Origin of the sequence: Acidiferrobacter thiooxydans (assembly GCF_003333315.1) — a bacterium.
GTDB lineage: Bacteria > Pseudomonadota > Gammaproteobacteria > Acidiferrobacterales > Acidiferrobacteraceae > Acidiferrobacter > Acidiferrobacter thiooxydans.
In genome coordinates this window covers 141968-160520 of sequence record NZ_PSYR01000001.1, presented here as the reverse complement: position 1 = coordinate 160520, position 18553 = coordinate 141968, and the positions used below count along the sequence as shown (strand labels likewise).

22 protein-coding genes and 1 pseudogene are annotated in these 18553 nt (G+C 65.2%); 10 read left to right on the top strand and 13 right to left on the bottom strand.

Annotation, left to right across the window (positions count from 1 at the left end; translation table 11 throughout):
* Positions 1–14: 14 nt before the first annotated feature.
* The 7 genes and pseudogenes from C4900_RS00835 to phoB all read right to left on the bottom strand — a co-directional run bounded on the left by C4900_RS00835 (position 15) and on the right by phoB (position 5472).
* Positions 15–287, bottom strand: coding sequence for a hypothetical protein (locus C4900_RS00835; RefSeq protein WP_141689260.1), 273 nt, complete (start codon positions 285–287; stop codon positions 15–17).
* Positions 276–693 (bottom strand): annotated as a pseudogene (locus C4900_RS17075) (fumarate reductase/succinate dehydrogenase flavoprotein subunit); the annotation flags it as partial. The pseudogene C4900_RS17075 and the gene C4900_RS00835, both read right to left, overlap by 12 nt.
* Complete coding sequence (locus tag C4900_RS00825; protein ID WP_065970137.1) at positions 690–1460, bottom strand: GntR family transcriptional regulator; 771 nt, start codon at positions 1458–1460, stop codon at positions 690–692. The gene C4900_RS00825 and the pseudogene C4900_RS17075, both read right to left, overlap by 4 nt.
* Positions 1461–2006: 546 nt before the next feature.
* Positions 2007–2717 carry a DUF481 domain-containing protein gene (locus tag C4900_RS00815; protein ID WP_065970135.1) on the bottom strand — a complete coding sequence of 237 codons (711 nt, stop codon included), beginning with the start codon at positions 2715–2717 and terminating at the stop codon, positions 2007–2009.
* A 108-nt stretch (positions 2718–2825) separates the two neighbouring features.
* The gene (locus C4900_RS00810) at positions 2826–3449 is read right to left on the bottom strand and encodes a mechanosensitive ion channel domain-containing protein (RefSeq protein ID WP_065970132.1); all 624 of its coding nucleotides are present in this window, start codon (positions 3447–3449) and stop codon (positions 2826–2828) included.
* 7 nt (positions 3450–3456) lie between these two features.
* Positions 3457–4755 carry a phosphate regulon sensor histidine kinase PhoR gene (phoR, locus tag C4900_RS00805; protein ID WP_267896433.1) on the bottom strand — a complete coding sequence of 433 codons (1299 nt, stop codon included), beginning with the start codon at positions 4753–4755 and terminating at the stop codon, positions 3457–3459.
* A gap of 27 nt (positions 4756–4782) precedes the next feature.
* Positions 4783–5472 (bottom strand): phosphate regulon transcriptional regulator PhoB, encoded by a 690-nt coding sequence (phoB, locus tag C4900_RS00800; RefSeq protein WP_065970210.1) that lies wholly within the window; start codon positions 5470–5472, stop codon positions 4783–4785.
* Positions 5473–5556: 84 nt separating this feature from the next.
* On the opposite strand from phoB, the gene C4900_RS00795 reads away from it, so the two are divergent.
* Genes C4900_RS00795 through ubiB form a run of 5 tightly spaced genes read left to right on the top strand, consistent with a single transcriptional unit; the run spans position 5557 to position 9436 of the window.
* Entirely contained in the window at positions 5557–5919 is a 363-nt protein-coding gene (locus tag C4900_RS00795) for a gamma-butyrobetaine hydroxylase family protein (RefSeq protein ID WP_065970129.1), read from the top strand.
* A gap of 4 nt (positions 5920–5923) precedes the next feature.
* On the top strand, positions 5924–6682 hold the full coding sequence (ubiE, locus tag C4900_RS00790; protein ID WP_065970127.1) for a bifunctional demethylmenaquinone methyltransferase/2-methoxy-6-polyprenyl-1,4-benzoquinol methylase UbiE: 759 nt from the start codon (positions 5924–5926) through the stop codon (positions 6680–6682).
* A complete protein-coding gene (locus tag C4900_RS00785; RefSeq protein WP_065970125.1) occupies positions 6682–7176 on the top strand; it encodes an RDD family protein in 495 nt (164 codons plus the stop codon). The genes ubiE and C4900_RS00785 overlap by 1 nt, the downstream gene beginning before the upstream one ends.
* A gap of 2 nt (positions 7177–7178) precedes the next feature.
* Positions 7179–7775, top strand: coding sequence for a ubiquinone biosynthesis accessory factor UbiJ (locus tag C4900_RS00780; RefSeq protein WP_065970121.1), 597 nt, complete (start codon positions 7179–7181; stop codon positions 7773–7775).
* Positions 7775–9436 (top strand): ubiquinone biosynthesis regulatory protein kinase UbiB, encoded by a 1662-nt coding sequence (gene ubiB, locus C4900_RS00775; RefSeq protein ID WP_065970120.1) that lies wholly within the window; start codon positions 7775–7777, stop codon positions 9434–9436. The genes C4900_RS00780 and ubiB overlap by 1 nt, the downstream gene beginning before the upstream one ends.
* Positions 9437–9476: 40 nt before the next feature.
* On the opposite strand, the gene C4900_RS00770 is transcribed toward ubiB, so the two are convergent.
* The 5 genes from C4900_RS00770 to gpmI form a co-directional block, all read right to left on the bottom strand.
* Positions 9477–10166 (bottom strand): hypothetical protein, encoded by a 690-nt coding sequence (locus tag C4900_RS00770; RefSeq protein WP_141689259.1) that lies wholly within the window; start codon positions 10164–10166, stop codon positions 9477–9479.
* A gap of 218 nt (positions 10167–10384) precedes the next feature.
* Positions 10385–10861 (bottom strand): GNAT family N-acetyltransferase, encoded by a 477-nt coding sequence (locus C4900_RS00765; protein ID WP_065969077.1) that lies wholly within the window; start codon positions 10859–10861, stop codon positions 10385–10387.
* 4 nt (positions 10862–10865) lie between these two features.
* Positions 10866–12191, bottom strand: coding sequence for a S41 family peptidase (locus C4900_RS00760; RefSeq protein WP_065969076.1), 1326 nt, complete (start codon positions 12189–12191; stop codon positions 10866–10868).
* A gap of 339 nt (positions 12192–12530) precedes the next feature.
* Positions 12531–13700: a murein hydrolase activator EnvC family protein gene (locus C4900_RS00755; RefSeq protein ID WP_114282127.1), complete on the bottom strand. Its 1170-nt coding sequence runs from the start codon at positions 13698–13700 to the stop codon at positions 12531–12533.
* Entirely contained in the window at positions 13697–15244 is a 1548-nt protein-coding gene (gene gpmI / locus C4900_RS00750; protein WP_065969074.1) for a 2,3-bisphosphoglycerate-independent phosphoglycerate mutase, read from the bottom strand. Before gpmI ends, C4900_RS00755 begins: the two co-directional genes overlap by 4 nt.
* A 140-nt stretch (positions 15245–15384) precedes the next feature.
* Between gpmI and C4900_RS00745 the strand changes: the two genes are divergently transcribed.
* From C4900_RS00745 to C4900_RS00725, 5 genes are read left to right on the top strand one after another with little or no spacing between them, the layout of a single operon-like run.
* Complete coding sequence (locus tag C4900_RS00745; protein ID WP_065969073.1) at positions 15385–15729, top strand: ArsR/SmtB family transcription factor; 345 nt, start codon at positions 15385–15387, stop codon at positions 15727–15729.
* A 9-nt stretch (positions 15730–15738) separates the two neighbouring features.
* On the top strand, positions 15739–16152 hold the full coding sequence (locus C4900_RS00740; protein WP_065969072.1) for a rhodanese-like domain-containing protein: 414 nt from the start codon (positions 15739–15741) through the stop codon (positions 16150–16152).
* 8 nt (positions 16153–16160) lie between these two features.
* A complete protein-coding gene (gene grxC, locus C4900_RS00735) occupies positions 16161–16418 on the top strand; it encodes a glutaredoxin 3 (protein ID WP_065969071.1) in 258 nt (85 codons plus the stop codon).
* 44 nt (positions 16419–16462) lie between these two features.
* Positions 16463–16930, top strand: a complete 468-nt coding sequence (gene secB, locus C4900_RS00730) for a protein-export chaperone SecB (protein ID WP_065969070.1) — start codon at positions 16463–16465, stop codon at positions 16928–16930.
* The gene (locus tag C4900_RS00725) at positions 16896–17948 is read left to right on the top strand and encodes an NAD(P)H-dependent glycerol-3-phosphate dehydrogenase (protein WP_211306698.1); all 1053 of its coding nucleotides are present in this window, start codon (positions 16896–16898) and stop codon (positions 17946–17948) included. The genes secB and C4900_RS00725 overlap by 35 nt, the downstream gene beginning before the upstream one ends.
* Here C4900_RS00725 and C4900_RS00720 read toward each other — a convergent pair.
* Positions 17938–18516, bottom strand: a complete 579-nt coding sequence (locus C4900_RS00720; protein ID WP_170132361.1) for a thioredoxin fold domain-containing protein — start codon at positions 18514–18516, stop codon at positions 17938–17940. The two genes, C4900_RS00725 and C4900_RS00720, sit on opposite strands and share 11 nt — an antisense overlap.
* Positions 18517–18553 lie beyond the last annotated feature (37 nt).

Genomic DNA, 18553 nt, shown 5'->3' with positions numbered 1-18553 from the left:
GCATCGTAGGGGGACTATATGACAATTTCCTTACCGCTGTCTCCGCATTGACATAAACTCCGGAGCCGGCCGGTCTGCCCCAGGATAGCGACCGCGATCAGGGCGCCCCCGAACGACGAGCGCACCCCGGCGCGGATGCGTGCCAGGCATTCCTCCTTGCAGCCCCGGTACTCGGGGGTGCCGGTCACGGCCGCCGTGCGCGGGCGATCCCGGTCAACCGGGATGTCGGTGATAACGCGCCCGGGCGTCGCGCCCATGACCAGGATGCGATCACCCACCTTTTTCATATTTTGGCCCTCGGGCATCGGCAGGACAGAGGCGCCCGGGTGGTGGCCCTTCTTCATAGCACACTCGCCGTTGGCGTCCTTTTCGAACTTGCCCCCCAGCGATCCGGCTTCCGCACCATGGAAAAGCTGGCCTAGGCATAGGCCAGAATGGTCTTCTGGTTCACTATGCCGTCATGGGTGATCGTGATCCCCTTGACATACCGTTCCGGGTTGCGTGGCCGGGCAGAACGGCCTTGCGGAGTCGGTTCATGCCCATGACGATCGCGCCGCGGCGCTCGACGCCGACCTTCCCAAGCAACAGCACGCGCAGCTGGGGGTTGGCCTCCTTAGCCTTGACGGCGGCCACAGGTCCTACCGTCCCACCCCCCATGACCAGTACGCTGATCGTGAACTTGGATACGTTCATGACGCGCCTCTGCCATGGGTGCCGGTCCGTTCGATACGCAGCCGATAACGCCACTGATCTCCCCGGCAATAGAGGTGCTCATAGTCGAGCGGCCGGCCGTCACGCGCGAAGGTGAGGCGATCCATGCGCAGGATCGGGGACCCCGGGGGAATCTCCAGGGCGTGGGCGGCATCGACATCGGCCGCGGCAGCGCCGATGTCGAGCTCGGCGTGCCCCAGGGGGCATTGCAGGTCGCTTTCGAGGATGGCGAAGATATCGCGCGTCTCGAGATCATGGGCGAGCAGGGCCTGGGCGGTGGCCTCACGAAAATACGAGACATCGAGCGACACCGGGGCGCCGTTCACGTAACGCACCCGGCGAATCTCACCCACGCGCCCGGGCGGGGCGATCTGGAGGCGCGCGCGCAAGGTGTCGTCGGGGGCAAAAAAGCGTGACCCAAGGAGGCGTGACGAGGTGATATGACCCGACTCCTGCATGGCCTCGCCTAGGCCCTGAAGCACGGTGAGCGACTGCGAGACCTGGGGGCGCGACACATAGCTGCCCTTGCCCTGGACCTTGAACACCAAGCCCTCCTGACAGAGCTGGCTTACTGCCTGACGGGCCGTTACGCGGCTGACCGAAAAGCGCTTCATGAGTTCGCTTTCCGAGGGCATCCGGTCAAAGAGGGCGTACGAACCGTCGAGGATGCGGGCGCGCAGCGCCTCCTTGATCTGGGTGTAGAGCGGCGCCGGCAGGGACGATGAGGGGAGGGACGCGGTATCGTGCATGATGTGAGCCCTAAGAACCTGTTAAGACAGGCAAGAGCAAGCTCCGTGCCACGCCCTTTATCCTGGGAAAATAGGCGTTTGGCAGACACCGCCCCCGGATGCGCGCCTGATTCCGGTGCACGGCGGCGCGTTTGTGCCTCATACATGGTCGCGCCCAGTTTGCCAAGCCCATTATTTCAAGCGCGGCGCAGGCCCTCCCGGTGCCTCGGAACCGTCGAGCCGTGCCAGGAGGCGCATACCTCCCACCAATCCGTCCACGCGGGAGGCGATATCGGCTTCCGGGGATGACGCGGATAACGGCCAGTGCGCATGCCGGCAGCCGCGGGGAAGCGGCGGGCACGCCTTTAATGCCGCCGGATCCAGTGTCACCAGGAGGTCGCACGCCGAAGGGACCGCGCCGGCCGGGCAAGAACAGGCCTCCACCCAATCGCCGGCCCGCGCCAAGGCGATGTGCGATGCGCGTTCGGCAAGCCCCGGCGCGGATGACGCGAAGGCGAGGCGCGCGCGACGCTTATACATGGCGGCCGATGGGCGGCATGCGCAAGCTCAAGGAAAGTTATAAATGAGGTTCAGGGTCGTGAACGTCGAGGTGGGCTTGAAGCCCGCCGGTGCGCTCGTATAGTGATCGACGATCTCCGAAAGCTTCAATGCGAGCCTTCCGCTGATCGGCGCGGTAAGCCCGGTGCTCGAGGTAAGCAGCGTGCCGGTGCTCGCGCCCAGGACCGCCACGCGTTGGCTGAATAGGCTTTTTTTGCTGAGTTGCCAATGATAGTCGGCTGCCAACCTCAGCACCGGGACATCGTTGCGCGCCCCCGTGAAGTAGGTGTTCTGGCGAAGGCCGGCGCCCGCGTCGATCTTGAAACGCATGGGACCATGACGCAAGAACTGGTGGCCGGCGCCCACCGACTCGACTTCATAGTGACGGTATCCGTCGAACGGATTGCGGACATAACCCAAGGTCACGAGGAGGAAGTTTTCCTTCTCGCCGCTGAAATAATGCGACGCCTTAAGGTCGAGTGCGAGCCGATTGGCGTTCACGATGCCAAGGCTTGCCGCGTAATCGTAGCTCAGCCGTCCCGCATAGCGCCACAGGCCGCGCTCGTAGCGCACATGATCATTGGTGTTCAGGGTCCGTGTATTGCTGGTCCCGGTGGTGGCCGCATAGCCGAGCCCGACCTGGGCGCTCAAGGCATGCTTCGGGACGGGGGCGGCGGCACGGGCATGGCCCGGCGCACAGAGGGCGCACGCCAGCACCATAAAGGCCCGCCGGGGGCTGATCCGGGATACCGGGGATAGACCGGTGCCATACCGAGACCGATGGGCGCCTGGGAGGGCGGCGCGCGGCCAGGCCAAGCGCACGGCTGCCTAATCCCGCACCACAGGGCCGGGTGCGCGCGGCCCATCCTCGTCTTCGCCGCCCACCACGCCCGCGCGCAGCTGGGCGGACAGCAATACCGTGGATTTGACCGGTAGGGGCAGACGACGGACGTATTTCTGGAAAAACAGGTTGTTGGGGATGAGGACCGTGCTGCCATGAGGCTCCTCGACCTCGGTGTACATGAGATTGCTGTCAAGGACTTTGCCCTTGATGCCATCCGGCAGGACCTCTATATGCTGACCGAGCTGATACGGCCGCCAGATCAACATGAAGAACGTGGCAGTGATGTTGCTAAGGATCGTCCAGACCGCGACCATGCCGACCCCCAGGACCGCCAGGAATCCCGTAAAGGTATCGAGCACGCCGCTTACCGGGAAACCGGCGATGCGCAAGGCCACGAGCACGAGCAGGACGTAGAGCAGGACCGTAACGTAGCGCCCGATGGCGTGCAAGGTTCCTGCCGAGAACAGGCTGTTGCGCTGCAGGAGCACGAGCGCCTGGTAGAGGCCACGCTTTAGGTAGCGCAAGACGAAAAGTCCGCCGACCAACACCAGGAACGGTTTCCAGAGGTTGACGAGGACGCGGTGAGACGACGGCACGCTTAGCAGCATCACGCCATTATACCGTGGGCGGCGGGGCCCGCGAGGGGTCGGGAGGGAACTTAAGTCGGCTTGACGGAAACACGCAGGTAAACGTGCTGCCCCGCCCGAGAACGCTCTCGACTGCCAGCCGCGCGTCGTGACGCAACAGGACCTTGGCAACGATCGCCAGACCAAGGCCCGTACCCCCCGAGGCCCGCGAGCGATCGCTGTCGACGCGATAGAAGCGTTGCGTGAGAAACGGGATGTGGCGCTCGGCGATACCCTCGCCGCTGTCGATCACCACAAACCGTCCTTCGCTGGCGTCCGCCCGCCACACGAGGCGTATCGATCCGCCGGCCGGGGTATGGCGAACTGCGTTTTGCACGAGGTTCGTAAAGGCGCTGCGCAATTCGTCGACATTTCCCACAAGATCCGCACCGCAATTCTCGACCTCTATGCGCTGGCCGCGATCCGCGCCGAGCACCGTGGCAATGTCGGCAAGGCCCTTGAGGAGCGCGCCCATGTCGACGACGTCGTCGTGGGCACGCGCAGGCGTGGTCTCGAGCCGTGAAAGCGCCAGCAGATCGTCGACGAGACGGCGCATACGTTCGACCTGTTCGCGCATGAGCGCGATGCCCGAGCGCACCTCGCCGTCCTGGCCCTCGAAGAGGTCCGCGAAGGTCTCGAGAAAACCGTGCAGGACCGTAAGCGGCGTGCGCAGTTCGTGCGAGACATCGGCCACGAAGTGTTGGCGCATGTCCTCGAGCCGCTTGACGTGGGTGATGTCCCGGGCCATGACGAGCCTCTCATTGGCCCCGAACGGGATGATCTGGAGGGTCACCGCCATCGGCTCCACCGGTCCTTTCAGGATCAGCGGTTCGCGGTAGTCTCCGGCGGCCAGATAGGCGCCAAACGCCGGGTCGCGGATCAAATGGACGATGCGCGCGCCCGTATCGCGCTCGATGCGCAGGCCGAGCAGGCGCTCGGCGGGGGGGTTTGCCCATTCTATGACGTCATGGCGGGCGAGGACGACCATGGCGTCAGGCATCACGCTCGCGGCCGCCTGCAGGCGATCGAAAAGGCCCGTGAGGCGCTCTTTGTGCCGCTCACTGTCGCGATCCTGCCTGTGGATCTCGCGTATGACCTCATCCCACAAACCGCCCAGTTCGGGGATGGGGGCCCGTCTCCCGCGCACGAGCCAGCGGTGCAGCCGGGCGAGCTTGCGCAACGACAGGGCGGCCACGAGGCCGAGACCGGCGGCCACACCGGCCAATGGATAACCCGCTACCGCGGCGAGCGCAGCGACGCCTCCCGTAATGGCCAAGGCCATCCACAATTCCCGGCGCAATTCCCGATGCAAGGCTTAAGGGTCCCCGGAGAAGCGGTAGCCGACTCCCCTCACGGTCTGGATATAACGATCATAACCGCTGGCGGTAAGGGCCTTGCGCAGGCGGCGGATATGGACATCGACGGTGCGCTCGTCGATATAGGTGTTGCTGCCCCACACAGCATCCAGGACGCGCTCACGGCTATGGACGCGCTCGGCGTGGGTCATGAAGAAGTGCAGCAACCGGAACTCGGTGGGTCCGAGGGTCAGGCGCTCGTCGTCGGCCAGGACCTTGTGCGTGGCTGGATCGAGCAACAGACCGCCTACCGCCACGATGTCGTCGGAGGCCATGGGGGCGACACGCCGCAGCACCGCCCGTACCCGCGCTATGAGCTCCCGAGGGGAAAACGGCTTGGTCATGAAGTCGTCGGCCCCGGTATTGAGGGCGCGCACCTTGTCCTCCTCGTCCACGCGCGCGGTCAGCATGATAATGGGGATATTCTGGGTAAGCCGCTCACGGCGCAACCGTCGTGCATAATCGACCCCGCTCAGGCCTGGAAGCATCCAATCGAGAAGGATGAGATCCGGAAGATCGGCGAGCACGCAGGTCTGGGCCTCCGTGGCATCCTGCGCCTCGGCGCAATGAAAATCGGCCTGCTTCAAGGCAAACCGAACCATGGCGCGAATCGCCGGCTCATCGTCGACAACAAGGATCTTTCCAGGCATGATGTCCTCCCTGTTGCCCATTCAACACAAGCAGTATGACGCTTTTGTGTCAAGCGCAACAGTGATGCAAGGAGACGCCGGGGCATGCGCAAGAACACGGTACGGCCGACCGATATCAAGTTACACCAGAAATCCCGCATCCTTGAGGTGACCTTCGCCGACGGAAGCCGATTCGAGCTCCCCGCCGAATACCTGCGCGTGTACTCGCCGTCCGCCGAGGTGCGCGGCCATGGCCCGGGGCAGGAGGTGCTGCAGGTCGGCAAGCAATCGGTCAACATCGTGGCCATTGAACCGGTCGGGACCTACGCGGTGCTACTGCGCTTCGATGACGGCCACGACACAGGCATCTACTCCTGGGACCTGCTCTATAATCTGGGCATCCACCAGGACCGGCTGTGGCGCGAATATCTGAGCCGCCTGGAGCAGGCGGGACACGGACGGACGTGACGCAATGGATAAAGAACAAGCCGAACCCACTACCCATTTTGGTTACCGTGAGGTGCCCGAGAGCGAGAAGACGCGTCTCGTAGGCCGCGTGTTCCGCTCGGTCGCGACGCGCTACGACCTCATGAACGACCTCATGTCGGGGGGGCTGCACCGCGCCTGGAAGGCGTTCGCCCTGAATATCGCCGCGGCCAAGCCCGGGGAGCGCGTTCTCGATCTCGCCGGCGGGACCGGGGACCTAGCGGCGGCCATGGCCGTGCGCGTCAGCGACCGCGGCCTTGTGGTCCTGAGCGACATCAACGACGCCATGCTCGCGGTCGGCCGCGATCGCCTCATGGATCGCGGCACGCCGCGCAGGCTCACCTATGTCCAAGCGAACGCCGAGAGTCTGCCGTTTCCCGACAACACCTTCGACCTCATCACGATCGGCTTCGGGCTGCGCAACGTCACGCATAAAGACCGCGCGCTCGCGGCGATGTCGCGGGCACTCAAACCCGGGGGGCGTTGTGTGGTGCTGGAGTTCTCGCGCCCCCGGTCGCCGCTCTTTGGCCGACTCTACGACGCCTACTCGTTTGCCGTGGTGCCCAAACTTGGGCGCTATGTCGCGCAAGACGAGGAGAGCTATCAGTACCTCGTGGAGTCGATTCGCAAGCACCCGGATCAGGAGGCGCTGAAGGCCCTGATGGAGGATGCAGGTCTGCAGCGGGTCACGTACTGGAACCTGACAGGCGGGATCGTCGCCGTGCACAGGGGCTACAAGCTCTAATGGCGGCAACGCTCTCACCGGCACAGGAGGGCCCGGCGCGCGCGCCCGCGGATCTGTGCTATGCCGGCTTCTGGCGACGCATGGCCGCGGACCTGGTCGACAACATCGTGCTTTTGCCGGTGGTGTCCGCGCTGGCGCCGGCACGCTGGCCGGCCCATCTGACGCTTGCGGCACTCGCCCAGGCCGTGGCCGCAGACCCCCTGCGCCAGCTCTTCGGGCTCGTCTTCGGGGTCGCGTACTCGGTGGTGTTCTGGGTGAAATTCCTGGGCACACCCGGCAAGCTTTTGCTGTCCTGCCATCTCGTGGACGCGCAAACCTTGGGCCCGCTCACGGTCGGCCAATCGCTTTTGCGCAACGTAGGTTATCTAGTCTCGTATGCGACCTTGGGGCTCGGCTTTCTGTGGATCGCCTGGGACCGACACAAGCAGGGCTTTCATGACAAGATCGCGGGCTCGGTGGTGCTGTATGTGCCGCGCCATCCGCGACGGGGGTAACGGTGCGCATCGCGCTTTTCGCCCTGGAGCAGGCCCTGAACATCCCATTTCGCATCGATCCCGAGGCGCGCGCCGGCCTTGCCGCGCTCGCCGGGCGATCGGTGCGCGTGGTGCTAACGAGCCCAGCACAGTCCTTCGAGCTTGCGTTTACGCCCGAGCGCATCCAGGTCCGCCCGCCGACCGGGAACCCGGACGTGACCGTGCGCGGCTCGGCCCTGCAGCTCGCCGCGCTCATGCGCGCGCGTCCTGAACAGACGCAGAAAGTGGTCGCCTCCGGGCTCACGATGGAAGGCGACATCGACACCGCGTGGGCCATGAAGCGGCTCTTTGAAAACGCCCCGGTGGACTGGCAGGAGGCATTCGCAAGCACCGTGGGCGACGTGCCCGCGCAGCTCGTCATTCGCGGCCTGCGCCGGGTCGGCGCGTCCGTGCGCTATGCCGCGCGGCGACTGGGGGCTAATGCCGTGGCCTTTTTGCAAGACGAGGAGCGGGCGCTCCCGCGCCCCTGGGAGATGGATGAGTTCCTGGCCGCCGTGGACACCCTGAGAGATGATGTGGAACGGCTTGGCCAGCGCGTACGTCGCCTGAAGGCGCGCTGATGCTGACCTTCGGGCGCGCGCGGCGACTTTTGCGCATCACCACGGTCTTCATCTCCCATGGACTCGATGAATTCGTAGCCAACCTCCACCTGTTCCGGCTCTATGCCTACGTCCTGCGGCTGGCCCCGTGGCGGTGGCGCCAGACGCGCGCCCCGCGCGGCGAGCGCCTGCGGCTCGCCCTCGAGGAGCTCGGGCCCATCTTCATAAAATTCGGCCAGATGCTGTCGACCCGACCAGACCTCGTGCCTGAGGACATCGTCGTGGAGCTCAGCCGCCTACAAGACCGGGTGCCGCCGTTTCCGAGCCAACAGGCGGTGGCCCTGATCGAGGCCGCCTACGGCATGCCGCTCTCGCAGGCCTTCCGTACCTTCGACACGACCCCCGTGGCCTCGGCGTCGGTCGCACAGGTCCATTTCGCCACCCTACATGACGGGACCGAGGTGGCCGTCAAGGTCCTGCGGCCGGGGATCGACATCATCCTGCGACGCGATCTAGCGCTCCTGCAGACCTTGGCGCAGCTCGCCGTCCGCTATTGGCCCGACGCCCGCCGCCTGCGGCCGCTCGAGGTCGTCAAGGAATACGAGAAGATCGTCCACGACGAGATGGACTTGGCCCACGAGGCGGCGAACGCGAGTCAATTGCGCACGAACTTCCAGGACTCCACGCTTCTCTATGTGCCGCGCGTGTTCTGGGACTACACGCGCCGATCGGTCATGGTGATGGAGCGCATCACGGGCGTGCCGATCTCGAACCGCGAGGCCCTGGTGGCCCACGGTGTCGACCTGCGCAAGCTCGCCCACAACGGCGTGGAGATATTCTTTACGCAGGCATTCCGCGACGGGTTCTTCCATGCCGACATGCATCCCGGGAACATCTTTGTGTCGTTCACCGGCCAGTACCGCGCCGTGGACTTCGGGATCATGGGCACGCTGAGCGCGGATGACAAATACTATCTCGCCGAGAACATCCTGGGCTTCCTGAACCGCGACTATCGCAGCATCGCCGAGGCCCATGTGCGCGCCGGCTGGGTCCCGAAGGGGACGCGCGTCGATGAGCTCGAGGGGGCAATCCGCACGGTGTGCGAGCCGATCTTCGCAAAGCCCATAAAGGACATCTCATTCGGCCGCCTGCTCATGAATTTGTTCCAGACCGCGCGCCGGTTCAACATGGAGGTCCAGCCGCAACTCGTGCTTCTTCAGAAGACCCTGTTCAACATCGAGGGACTCGGGCGCCGGCTCTACCCCGATCTCGACCTATGGATCACGGCCAAACCGTTCCTGGAGCGCTGGATGCGCGAGCAATTGGGCCCGCGCGCAGTGTGGAATGCGGTGCGCAAGGAGTATCCGAACTGGATCCATATCCTGCCCGAGATCCCGCGCTACCTTGGCACCACCCTGAGACAGGCCAAGGACGGGGAACTCTCGGTGCGCGCGCAATCGGATGAGATCGAGCGCCTGGCGCAGGACATGCGCGTGCGCCATCGGCGCATCATGATCGGCCTGCTCGGCGGGGCCTTGCTGGCCGTGGGCCTCGGGGTCTTTGGCGTGACCCACCCGGGGTTCGTCGCCCGCTATCTCGACGTCATAGAGATCGGGGTCGGGGCGCCCGGGTTTGTGTTGCTCGCGTGGTCCGTGCTCGATCTCGGACGCCGGCCGCAATGAGCGGCGCCCCGCCCGGCGGCGAGGCCATGCCGCCCGGCCGTCAGAAATCGTAGCCGAGGCGCAGGCCGATGACCGGCCAGAGCCGGTAGGAGCTCGCGCGGGAGTTGGCGCTGGCCTGGGCGGCGGCGACATCGGAGGCCAGGGTGGGGTTGCCGGTGGGGTTACTTGCGCGCAGTTGGACATCGGGGCTACCGGTAAAGAGCACACCGACATCAAACCCCATTGAGAAGCCGGGATGGCGGGCGGCCTTGCTGCCCCAGCCTATGCCGAGATAGGGCGCGATGCGCCGGTAGGTCATCGTGCCCGTAAAGGTGCCAACCTCGGCGCCTGGATAGCCGGCCCCATTGATCACGTAGGTCCCGGTGGGATCGAAGGAGTAGGCGGACACGCGGTTCTCGTTGACCATGGCCCCGCCGGTGATGCGGAACACCCCCGCGAACGGATAATAGTTGAGCAGCACCGGTATGGTCTGGAGGCGCAACGTGGCATGGTAGGGGATGCTGTTGTTGGAGCTCGTATAGGTCCCCGCGCGGCTCTCGCTTAAATGGTTGATACCCACCGCCAGGTCCAGGGTCCCCGGGATGAGGGCCGTGGACACCTGTACGCCAAGCCCCAGAGTCGAGGCCCCGATCGAGACATTGACCGGTTGGGCGTGCGCCGGGACCGCCATCACTGCACCCACGAGCGCCACCACGATGCCCGCACCCCGCCCCCGAAACAGCCTGGTCATACCGAATTCCTCCCCATTGATGTCTTCGTGTTTTTTGGATGGACGCACGACGCGCCCGGACGGCGGCCGTTCTCTTTCAGGATAGCAGGGGCAGGACCGAAGGGAAGGTCTTGACGCAAGAACGCAAGGCGCGGATCAGTGCGATGGGCCGCCACGACAGGATCGCCCCGCGGGCGGCGGGAGGCGGCCCTTAGGGGGCGGTTGGGGTCTTGGGGCCATCAGCCCCAGTCGAGACGCTTTGTGAAATGCGCGACACTCGGGCGCTCTTCGTACCCCAGCGAGGGATAAAAGCCGCGACGGTAGGAATCCCGTTCGCGGCTGTTCAGGACGCTGATACGGAAACATTTACGCGCCGCCGCCTCGCTCTCTATGGCCGCCATCAATCGCTTGCCCACCCCGCGATTGCGCGCCTCGGCGATCACGAAAAGCTCCGTCACATGGAGCTCGCGTCCGGCGAACAGGAGGTGCGTGACGATCTCCCCATGGACGTAGCCGACCACCATCTGATCGTGCTCGGCGACGAGCAACAGGGCGTTATCCTCGGTGATCAGCGCGCTCAGGCGCTGGCCCAGGGTGCTGCCATCGGCCTTGAAGGCCGGGTTCCAGCCGAGCTCCCGGTGCAGGTGCATGACCCCGGGAAGATCCGTGCGTTGCAGAGGACGAATCGTAATCGGCAAGGCATCCCGGACGGTCATATCATCACCCCTTGAATTGTCGATACACAGACAGCCCCCGGAGCAGGTCAAAGGCCTGGCGTAGCTGATAGTCGTCGTCGAGGAGTTTGCGGGTCGCGGGCGGGACGCTCGCCGCCTTGGCCTGCATCTTGGGCGGATTCGGATTGCTGAGGTGGTTCGGAAGGTCCACCTCACGCAAGAAATCGTTGCTGCCGCTTGGCACGAACTTCCCTTCATGGACCACGATGTTCGGCGTGATCCCGAGATTTTGAATGGAGCGCCCATTGGGCGTGAAGTATCGGGCCGTCGTCAGGCGCAGCGCGCCGCCGTTACTCATGGGCATGATGGTTTGCACGCTGCCCTTGCCGAAGGTCCTCGTGCCCATGATGATCGCGCGCCGGTTGTCCTGCAACGCGCCCGCCACGATCTCGGCGGCCGATGCCGATCCGCCGTTTACCAGTACGACCATGGGGGCCCCGTGCAAGAGATCAGGGCCATGGGCATGAAAGACGACGTCCGAGCTCGGGATGCGGCCGCGCGTGCTGACAATGATGCCGTGATTCAGGAAGTCATCGCAGACCGCGACGGCCGCGTTCAATACGCCGCCGGGGTTGTCGCGCAGGTCGAGCACCAGGCCCTTCAAGGGGGCATGGTTTTCCGCCTGCAGGTGCTGTAGGGCACGCGTCACGCCCTTGCCGGTCGCGCCCTGGAATTCCGAGATGCGCAGATAGCCGTAGCCGGGTGCAAGCAACCGGCTTGCCACGCTGTGGATCTTGATGATCTGGCGGCGCAGGTGGAAGGTGAGCGGCCGACTCACCCCCTTGCGCAATACCGTGAGCACAACGGTCGATCCCGGGCGCCCGCGCAGCAGGTGCACGGATTTGCGCAGCGACAGTCCCTGGATGAAGGTCCCGTCGATGCGCACTATAAGGTCACCGGGGCGAATGCCGCTGCGTCCTCCCGGGGTCCCTTGTATGGGCGTCACGACCTTCAGAAAGCCCTTGTATTCAGTCACCTCAAGGCCCACACCCCCGAAACGTCCGGTGGTATCGACCGTGAGATGACGGTATTGGCGGGGGTCGAGGTACTGGGAATGGGGGTCGAGGTTGTCGACCATACCGCGCAAGGCGTTATCGATCAGCTTGTGGCTGCTGACCGGGACCACGTACTCGGCCTTGACGATGTTATAGACCTCGGCGAAGGTGCGCAGTTCGCGCAGCGGGAGATGCGCGAGTGTGGCGCGCTCATGCGCAGCGCGCTCGGCCTGCACCGCGCGCTCGACCGTCAGGCCGGCCCCCAGGAACACACCGGCCAATAGGATGACGGCATAACGCGCCACGCTCTTCTTCATCGCCAAAACCTCCTCAAATACCCCGACAACCCTCTCATCGCAATCCGGGGCCGCCTCAGGGAGGGAAAGGGGATCACGGCCCTCAACGCCGCACCGAACCGGGCTTGAGTTGCTATGGTGGGTTCCTGCTGCTGGTGACCTTAGGGCATCGCTCGCTTCACGGACCACGCGGCCCGCAACGGGCGCGTCCTGCCCTGAGCAGACCAAACAATAGCAGATTCTCCACCGAAAACCAGGGACCGCCGCGCCGCTTGCGCCGCGCACACCCGGGCCTTGGGGCCCCGCCCCGCAAAAAAGCGGTCGTTTGCGACCCGGCCCAGGGCGACCCTGCGCACCTCATCAATGCGCAAGCCAGGCCAGGGGGTCGAGGGGTTGGCCATCATGGCTGATATCGAAATACAGCCCCGGTCGCGAGAACCCGCCACTATCCCCCACCGTGGCAATGACCTCGCCCGCGGAGACGACGTCGCCGACCCGCTTTAGCAGGGTCTGGTTATGGCCATAGAGGGTCATGAATCCGCCGCCGTTCTCCACTATCAACAACAAACCGTAACCACGCAACCAGTTCGCATAGACCACGCGTCCGGGGAACACGGCGCGGACATCCTCACCGAAGCGACCCGGGATGAGTACCCCCTCCCACCGGCCGAGGTGCCCTGGCGCGCGTGCCATGCGCAAGCTCGAATAGCGGGCCGGGATCGGCATCGGCAGGCGCCCGCGAAAACGGGCGAACGGCCCCACGAGCTGTGGTATGGGGCCTGGCACCTTGGGCAGACGCCGCAAGCGGCGCACGAGGGTGCGCAGGCGCTGCGCGCGGCGGCGCAACGCGAGCAATCGCGCATGGCCGCTCTGCGCCTGGCGGTCGAGCCGGCGCAGGGCCCGGGCCCTGCGCGCAAGCGCGACGCGGAAACGCTGGGCCTGGGCGGCGGCGACCTGCGCGCGCGCGCGCCACTTTCTGGTCTCGGCGGCGGCCGCGACCAGGGTCTGGTGGAGCGCCGAGGCGGTGTTCTGCAGGGCCATAAGACGGTGGCCGCGCGCGCGCAGGACATAGCCGTAGTACATCATCATGCGCGCCAGGAAGCGTGGGTCCTTCTGGCTGAACAGCAGCTGGACCGCGCCCTCGCGGCCGGCGGCATAGGCCGCCACCGCCTGGCGATCGATGGCGCGCCGCTCTCTCGCCTCGGTGGCGCGCAGGCTCGCGGCACGGGCCGCGAGGGCGCGCACGCGCACCTCGGATCGGCGCAGCAAGGCCTGGGCACGCCGGAGCGCACGACTGGCGTGCGCCACCCGATCCTCGGAAACGCGCAAGGCATCCAGGGCATGGCTGCGTTCGCGCAAGGTGCGATCGAGGCGCTGCTGCAAGGCCGCCTCGCGCGCGCGCAGGAGTTGCAGGTCGTGGCGCGGTCCGGCATGCGCGGCCGGTGTCGGCAACAGGGTGATGAGCAGGACCCATGCGAAGCGGCTGGTGACAGGCACACTCCACCGCTTGCCCAGACCCTGCGCGCTCACACGAGTTCGATCAATGACTGCCCGGTCATCTCGGACGGCGGCGCGATATTGAGCAGGCGCAGCAGGGTCGGGGCGACATCCTCCAACGAACCTTGCGGACTGATACGCGCCTTACGCCCGACATACAAGAGCGGCACGGGGTTTGTGGTATGCGCGGTATGCGCCTGACCGCTGTCGGCATCGAGCATCTGTTCGGCATTGCCGTGGTCGGCGGTGATCAGCAGCTCGCCGCCCCGGGCGCGCACGGCGGTCGCAATACGCGCAAGGCAGGCATCGATGACCTCTATGGCGCGCACGGTCGCGGCCATGTCGCCGGTATGCCCGACCATGTCGGGATTGGCGAAGTTGCAGATGATGACATCATGGCGCCCGACGTCGACGGCATGAACCACCGCATCTGCGACCTGTACCGCGCTCATCTCCGGCTTGCAGTTGTAGGTTGGCACGTCGGTGGGCGAGGGCACGAGGATGCGCTCCTCACCGGCGAACGGGGCCTCCTGTCCGCCGTTTAGGAAAAACGTGACATGCGCATACTTTTCCGTTTCCGCGATACGCAATTGGCGCTTGCCGAGATCCGCCAGGTAGGCGCCGAGGACGTTGACCAGGCGCGCCGACGGAAAGGCCACCGGGACGTTGAAGTCGGCCTGGTATTCCGTCAGGCTCACAAAGCCCCCAAGACGCGGCCATACGGCGCGCGCGAAGCCGTCGAACGCCGGGTCGACGAACGGCCGGCTGATCTGGCGGGCGCGATCCGAGCGGAAGTTCATGAACACCACGACATCGCCGTCGTCTATCGGACGCGGCGCCTCTCCCGGCGGAACGATAAGGGTGCCCTTGACGAACTCATCGGTTTCCCCGCGGGCGTAGGCGAGCGCCAGGGCCTCGGCGGCGGTGGCCGCCCGATAGTCGGCCTTGGCCGCGGTCAAAAGGTCGTAGGCGGCCTGGATGCGCGGCCACCTGTGGTCGCGATCCATGGCATAGTAACGCCCGATCACCGAGGCGATGCGTCCACGCCCGAGGGCCGCGAATTTGGCCTCCATGGCCGCAAGCGAGGCACCGGCGCTCTGCGGCAGGGTATCGCGGCCGTCGAGAAAGGCGTGCAGGTATACCTGGTTTAGGCCGCGCGTGACCGCAAGCTCGACCATGGCGTGGATGTGATCCTCGTGGCTGTGCACCCCGCCTGGCGACAACAACCCGAGCACATGCAGGCTCTTGTGGGTATCGCGTGCCCGATCCACGGCATCCGTGAGGGTCTTGTTGGTAAAAAACATGCCCGAAGCAATCGCCCGATTGATGCGCGTATATTCCTGATAGACAACGCGCCCGGCGCCGAGATTCAAATGGCCGACCTCGGAATTCCCCATCTGTTTCGAGGGCAGACCGACGGCGGCCTCGGAGGCCTGGATGAGGCTATGGCTGGCGTTGGCCCAGGCCTCGTCCCACCAGGGCTTGCGAGCCGCGGCGATGGCGTTGTTTTCGGTCTGCTCGCGGTAGCCCCATCCATCGAGAATAACGAGCACTAGAGGTTTTGGTGTAAAAGCCATGAAGCGCGCTCCGCGCGGGATCCCGTTATCCGGTCTTTTAAATCCCACTTATATTGTATAATGTTTTGTTTCGGGCGACAGCCGGGCGGCGATGATTCGCTGTACGGCAACGCGCCCTTCGCGACCTTAAGGGAGTCGATATGGTACCTTCCGAGATCATCCAGCCCCTGGACGACATCCTCATCACCAACGAGGAGGATATCCAGCTCGCATCGCGGGCGCTGAAGGCGATCGCGCACCCATTGCGACTCAAGATCCTGTGCATACTCGGCGCCGCCACAGAGGTGAGTGTACAAGATATCGTCGTCCAGGTGGGGACCTCGCAGAGCAATATCTCGCAACATCTGTCGATTTTGCGCGATAAAGGGATACTGGCGTCCCGTAAACATGCGAACAAGGTCTTTTACCGGATCGCCGACCCGCGCATCCTACAGCTCATCGGGGCCATGCGCATGGCCTTTTGCACGCTCCCCGACGAGCGCTGAGGGTAGGCCATGCTCGCGTTCGTAATCGCACACTGGTATCTGTTCCTGGCTTTGGCGGTGGTGGGTGGCCTGCTTTTGGCCAGCTCGGTGCTCGAGGGCGGCCCCGGGACACAAAAAGTGACGAGTCAGGAGGCCGTCCAGATCCTGAACCATAAATCGGCCGTGATCGTGGATGTGCGTGAACCGCAGGAATTCGCGAGTGGACATATTGCCCGAGCGATCAATATCCCCTTGGGTCAGGTAGCGGCGCGCAGCCAGGAGCTGAAAAAATACAAGGAGAAGCCGATCATCATCTGCTGCGCGAGCGGCGCGCGATCGGCCCGCGCCGCGGGAATGCTGCGTAAGGCGGGCTTTAGCGATGTCCGTAATCTCGCGGGTGGGCTGTCGGCGTGGCGTAGCGCCAACCTCCCCATTATCTCATAGGGTCTTCTATGGCCAAGGTCTTGATGTACACTACGGGCGTATGTCCTTATTGCCAGATGGCCTCGCGCCTGCTGGAACAAAAGGGCGTTCCGGTCGAGAAGGTCCGCGTGGACGAACAGCCCGAGCGGCGCCGGGAAATGGTCGAGCGCGCGCGTGGCGCCACCACGGTCCCGCAGATCTTCATAGGCGACCGTCACATCGGAGGCTACCGGGAACTCGCGCAACTGGATGTAAGGGGGGAACTCGACCCCCTGCTTGGCCTGTGACCGCCGGTAAACGACAACCCTCAACTATCCTGTAAGGAGCCCTCGTGGCGGATCAAAACACGGACCCGGAAATCGTTTTTAGCCTGGAAAAGATCTACGTAAAGGATATCTCCTTCGAGGCGCCGCACGTCCCCGCCGTGTTTCTGGAAAAGGCGGCCATGGAGGTCGACATGCAACTCGGCATCGAGCACAGCCCGGTCAATCCGGCCGAAGGGCTGCACGAGGTGGTGCTGGCGGTGACCGTGACCGCGCGCATGGACAAACGGACGGCCTTTCTCACAGAAACCAAGCAGGCGGGGGTGTTTCGCATCACCGGCGTGCCCGACAGCGAGCTCGAGAAGGTCCTGGAGATCGCCTGCCCCAATATCCTGCTGCCGTTTGCTCGCGAGGTGGTGAACGATCTCGTCTCCAAGGGCGGGTTCCCGCAGTTGCTCATCAATCCCGTGAACTTCGAGATGCTGTACCAACAGAAGCAGGATGGCGACATTCAAGATGGGCACAGCGCCCATTGAGGATGGGGCGCACGCGACACTAGGGGTCCTGGGCGCGGGGGCCTGGGGAACGGCCCTCGCCATCACCATGGCGCGCTCGGGACGGCGCGTGGTGCTGTGGGGTTCGGATGAGGCGCGCATGGCGCGTCTCGCCCACGAACGTGCCCACACCGCGGCCTTGCCGGGTATTCGCTTCCCGGACAATCTAGAGATCGAGAACGACCTGGAACGGGTGTGCCGGACCGCCGCCGGCCTCATGCTGGCGGTCCCGAGCGGCGGCTTCCGAACCCTCCTGCGCGTAATAACACCGCTATGCGACGAGGCCACCACCGTGGCGTGGGCCACCAAGGGCCTGGAGTCGGGAACCCACAAACGCCTGTCAGAGATTCACAGCGAGGCGCGCCCGGGGCGGCCGGCCGCGCTGCTGACCGGTCCCACGTTCGCGCGCGAAATCGCGGCCGGGCTACCGGCGGCAATGACCATCGCCTCGCAGGATCCGGTGGTCGCCGAGACCGTGGCCTCGTGGGTCCGGAGCGAGCGCCTGCGCGTCTACACGAGCGACGATGTCATAGGCGCCGAGATCGGCGGGGCGGTGAAGAACGTGCTGGCGATCGCGGCCGGCATCAGTGACGGCCTGGGATTCGGGGCTAACGCCCGCGCCGCGCTCATCACCCGCGGGCTCGCCGAGCTTTTGCGGCTCGGGGCGGCGGTTGGCGGGCGCGCCGAGACCCTCATCGGCCTTTCCGGGGTCGGTGATCTCGTCCTGACCTGCACCGATGACCTGTCGCGCAATCGCCGCGTGGGTCTGGCACTCGCCGGCGGGCGCTCCCTGGGCGATATATTGGGCGAGCTCGGACAGGCCGCGGAGGGCGTTGCCAGCGCCCGCGAGGTCTACGCCCTGGCCCGCGAACACCGCGTCGACATGCCGATCACAGAACAGGTCTGTCAGGTGCTGTTCGCCGGACGCAGCCCGCAGGCGGCGGTCACGGCGCTCTTGAACCGCGACCCCAGGACCGAGGCCGACCCCGCTACTGCTTGATGCCCGCCAACATCTGTTTCAAGGCCCATACCGGGGGCGCCCCGGAATTGACGATGCGGATGGTGCCGTCGGTCTTTTGGTAGACGAGGATCGGCACCAGCGGAAAGCCCACGATGCGCGTATCGAGCTTCAGGTTGTAGGCGAGCTCCTTGCGCACCGCCGCCGATGGCCGTCGCGGGGCGATGGAGCTGCCGGTCTTCCAGGAGTAGTGGGACTGCGCCGCGCGCAGGGCCGCGCGCCTGTCGGGCGCCTCAAGGAGGGCCGCGGCCTTACCTTCGCTAGACGGCGTGAGATAGGCGACCGGGATCTCATGGACGGTGAGGTGATAGGGCTTGATCAGGCCCTGCAGATGCTCGTAGAGGATGTGGCAGTAGGGGCAGTTGGGATCGAAAAGGTCGTAGACCACACGCCGGCCATGGCCCTCGGTGATGCCAGCCGCATCCCTCAGGGCCCGATACAGGACCAGGCGGTGGGCCTGCTTCGCGGCGGATACCGGGCGATGCGCCCACACAGGGGCGCTGAAAGCGCCCAGCACGAGCCCGATCTTCAGCCATCGCGGTAATACCATGCCTTCCCCCTCTGGCGGACGCCGCGACGCGACGGCC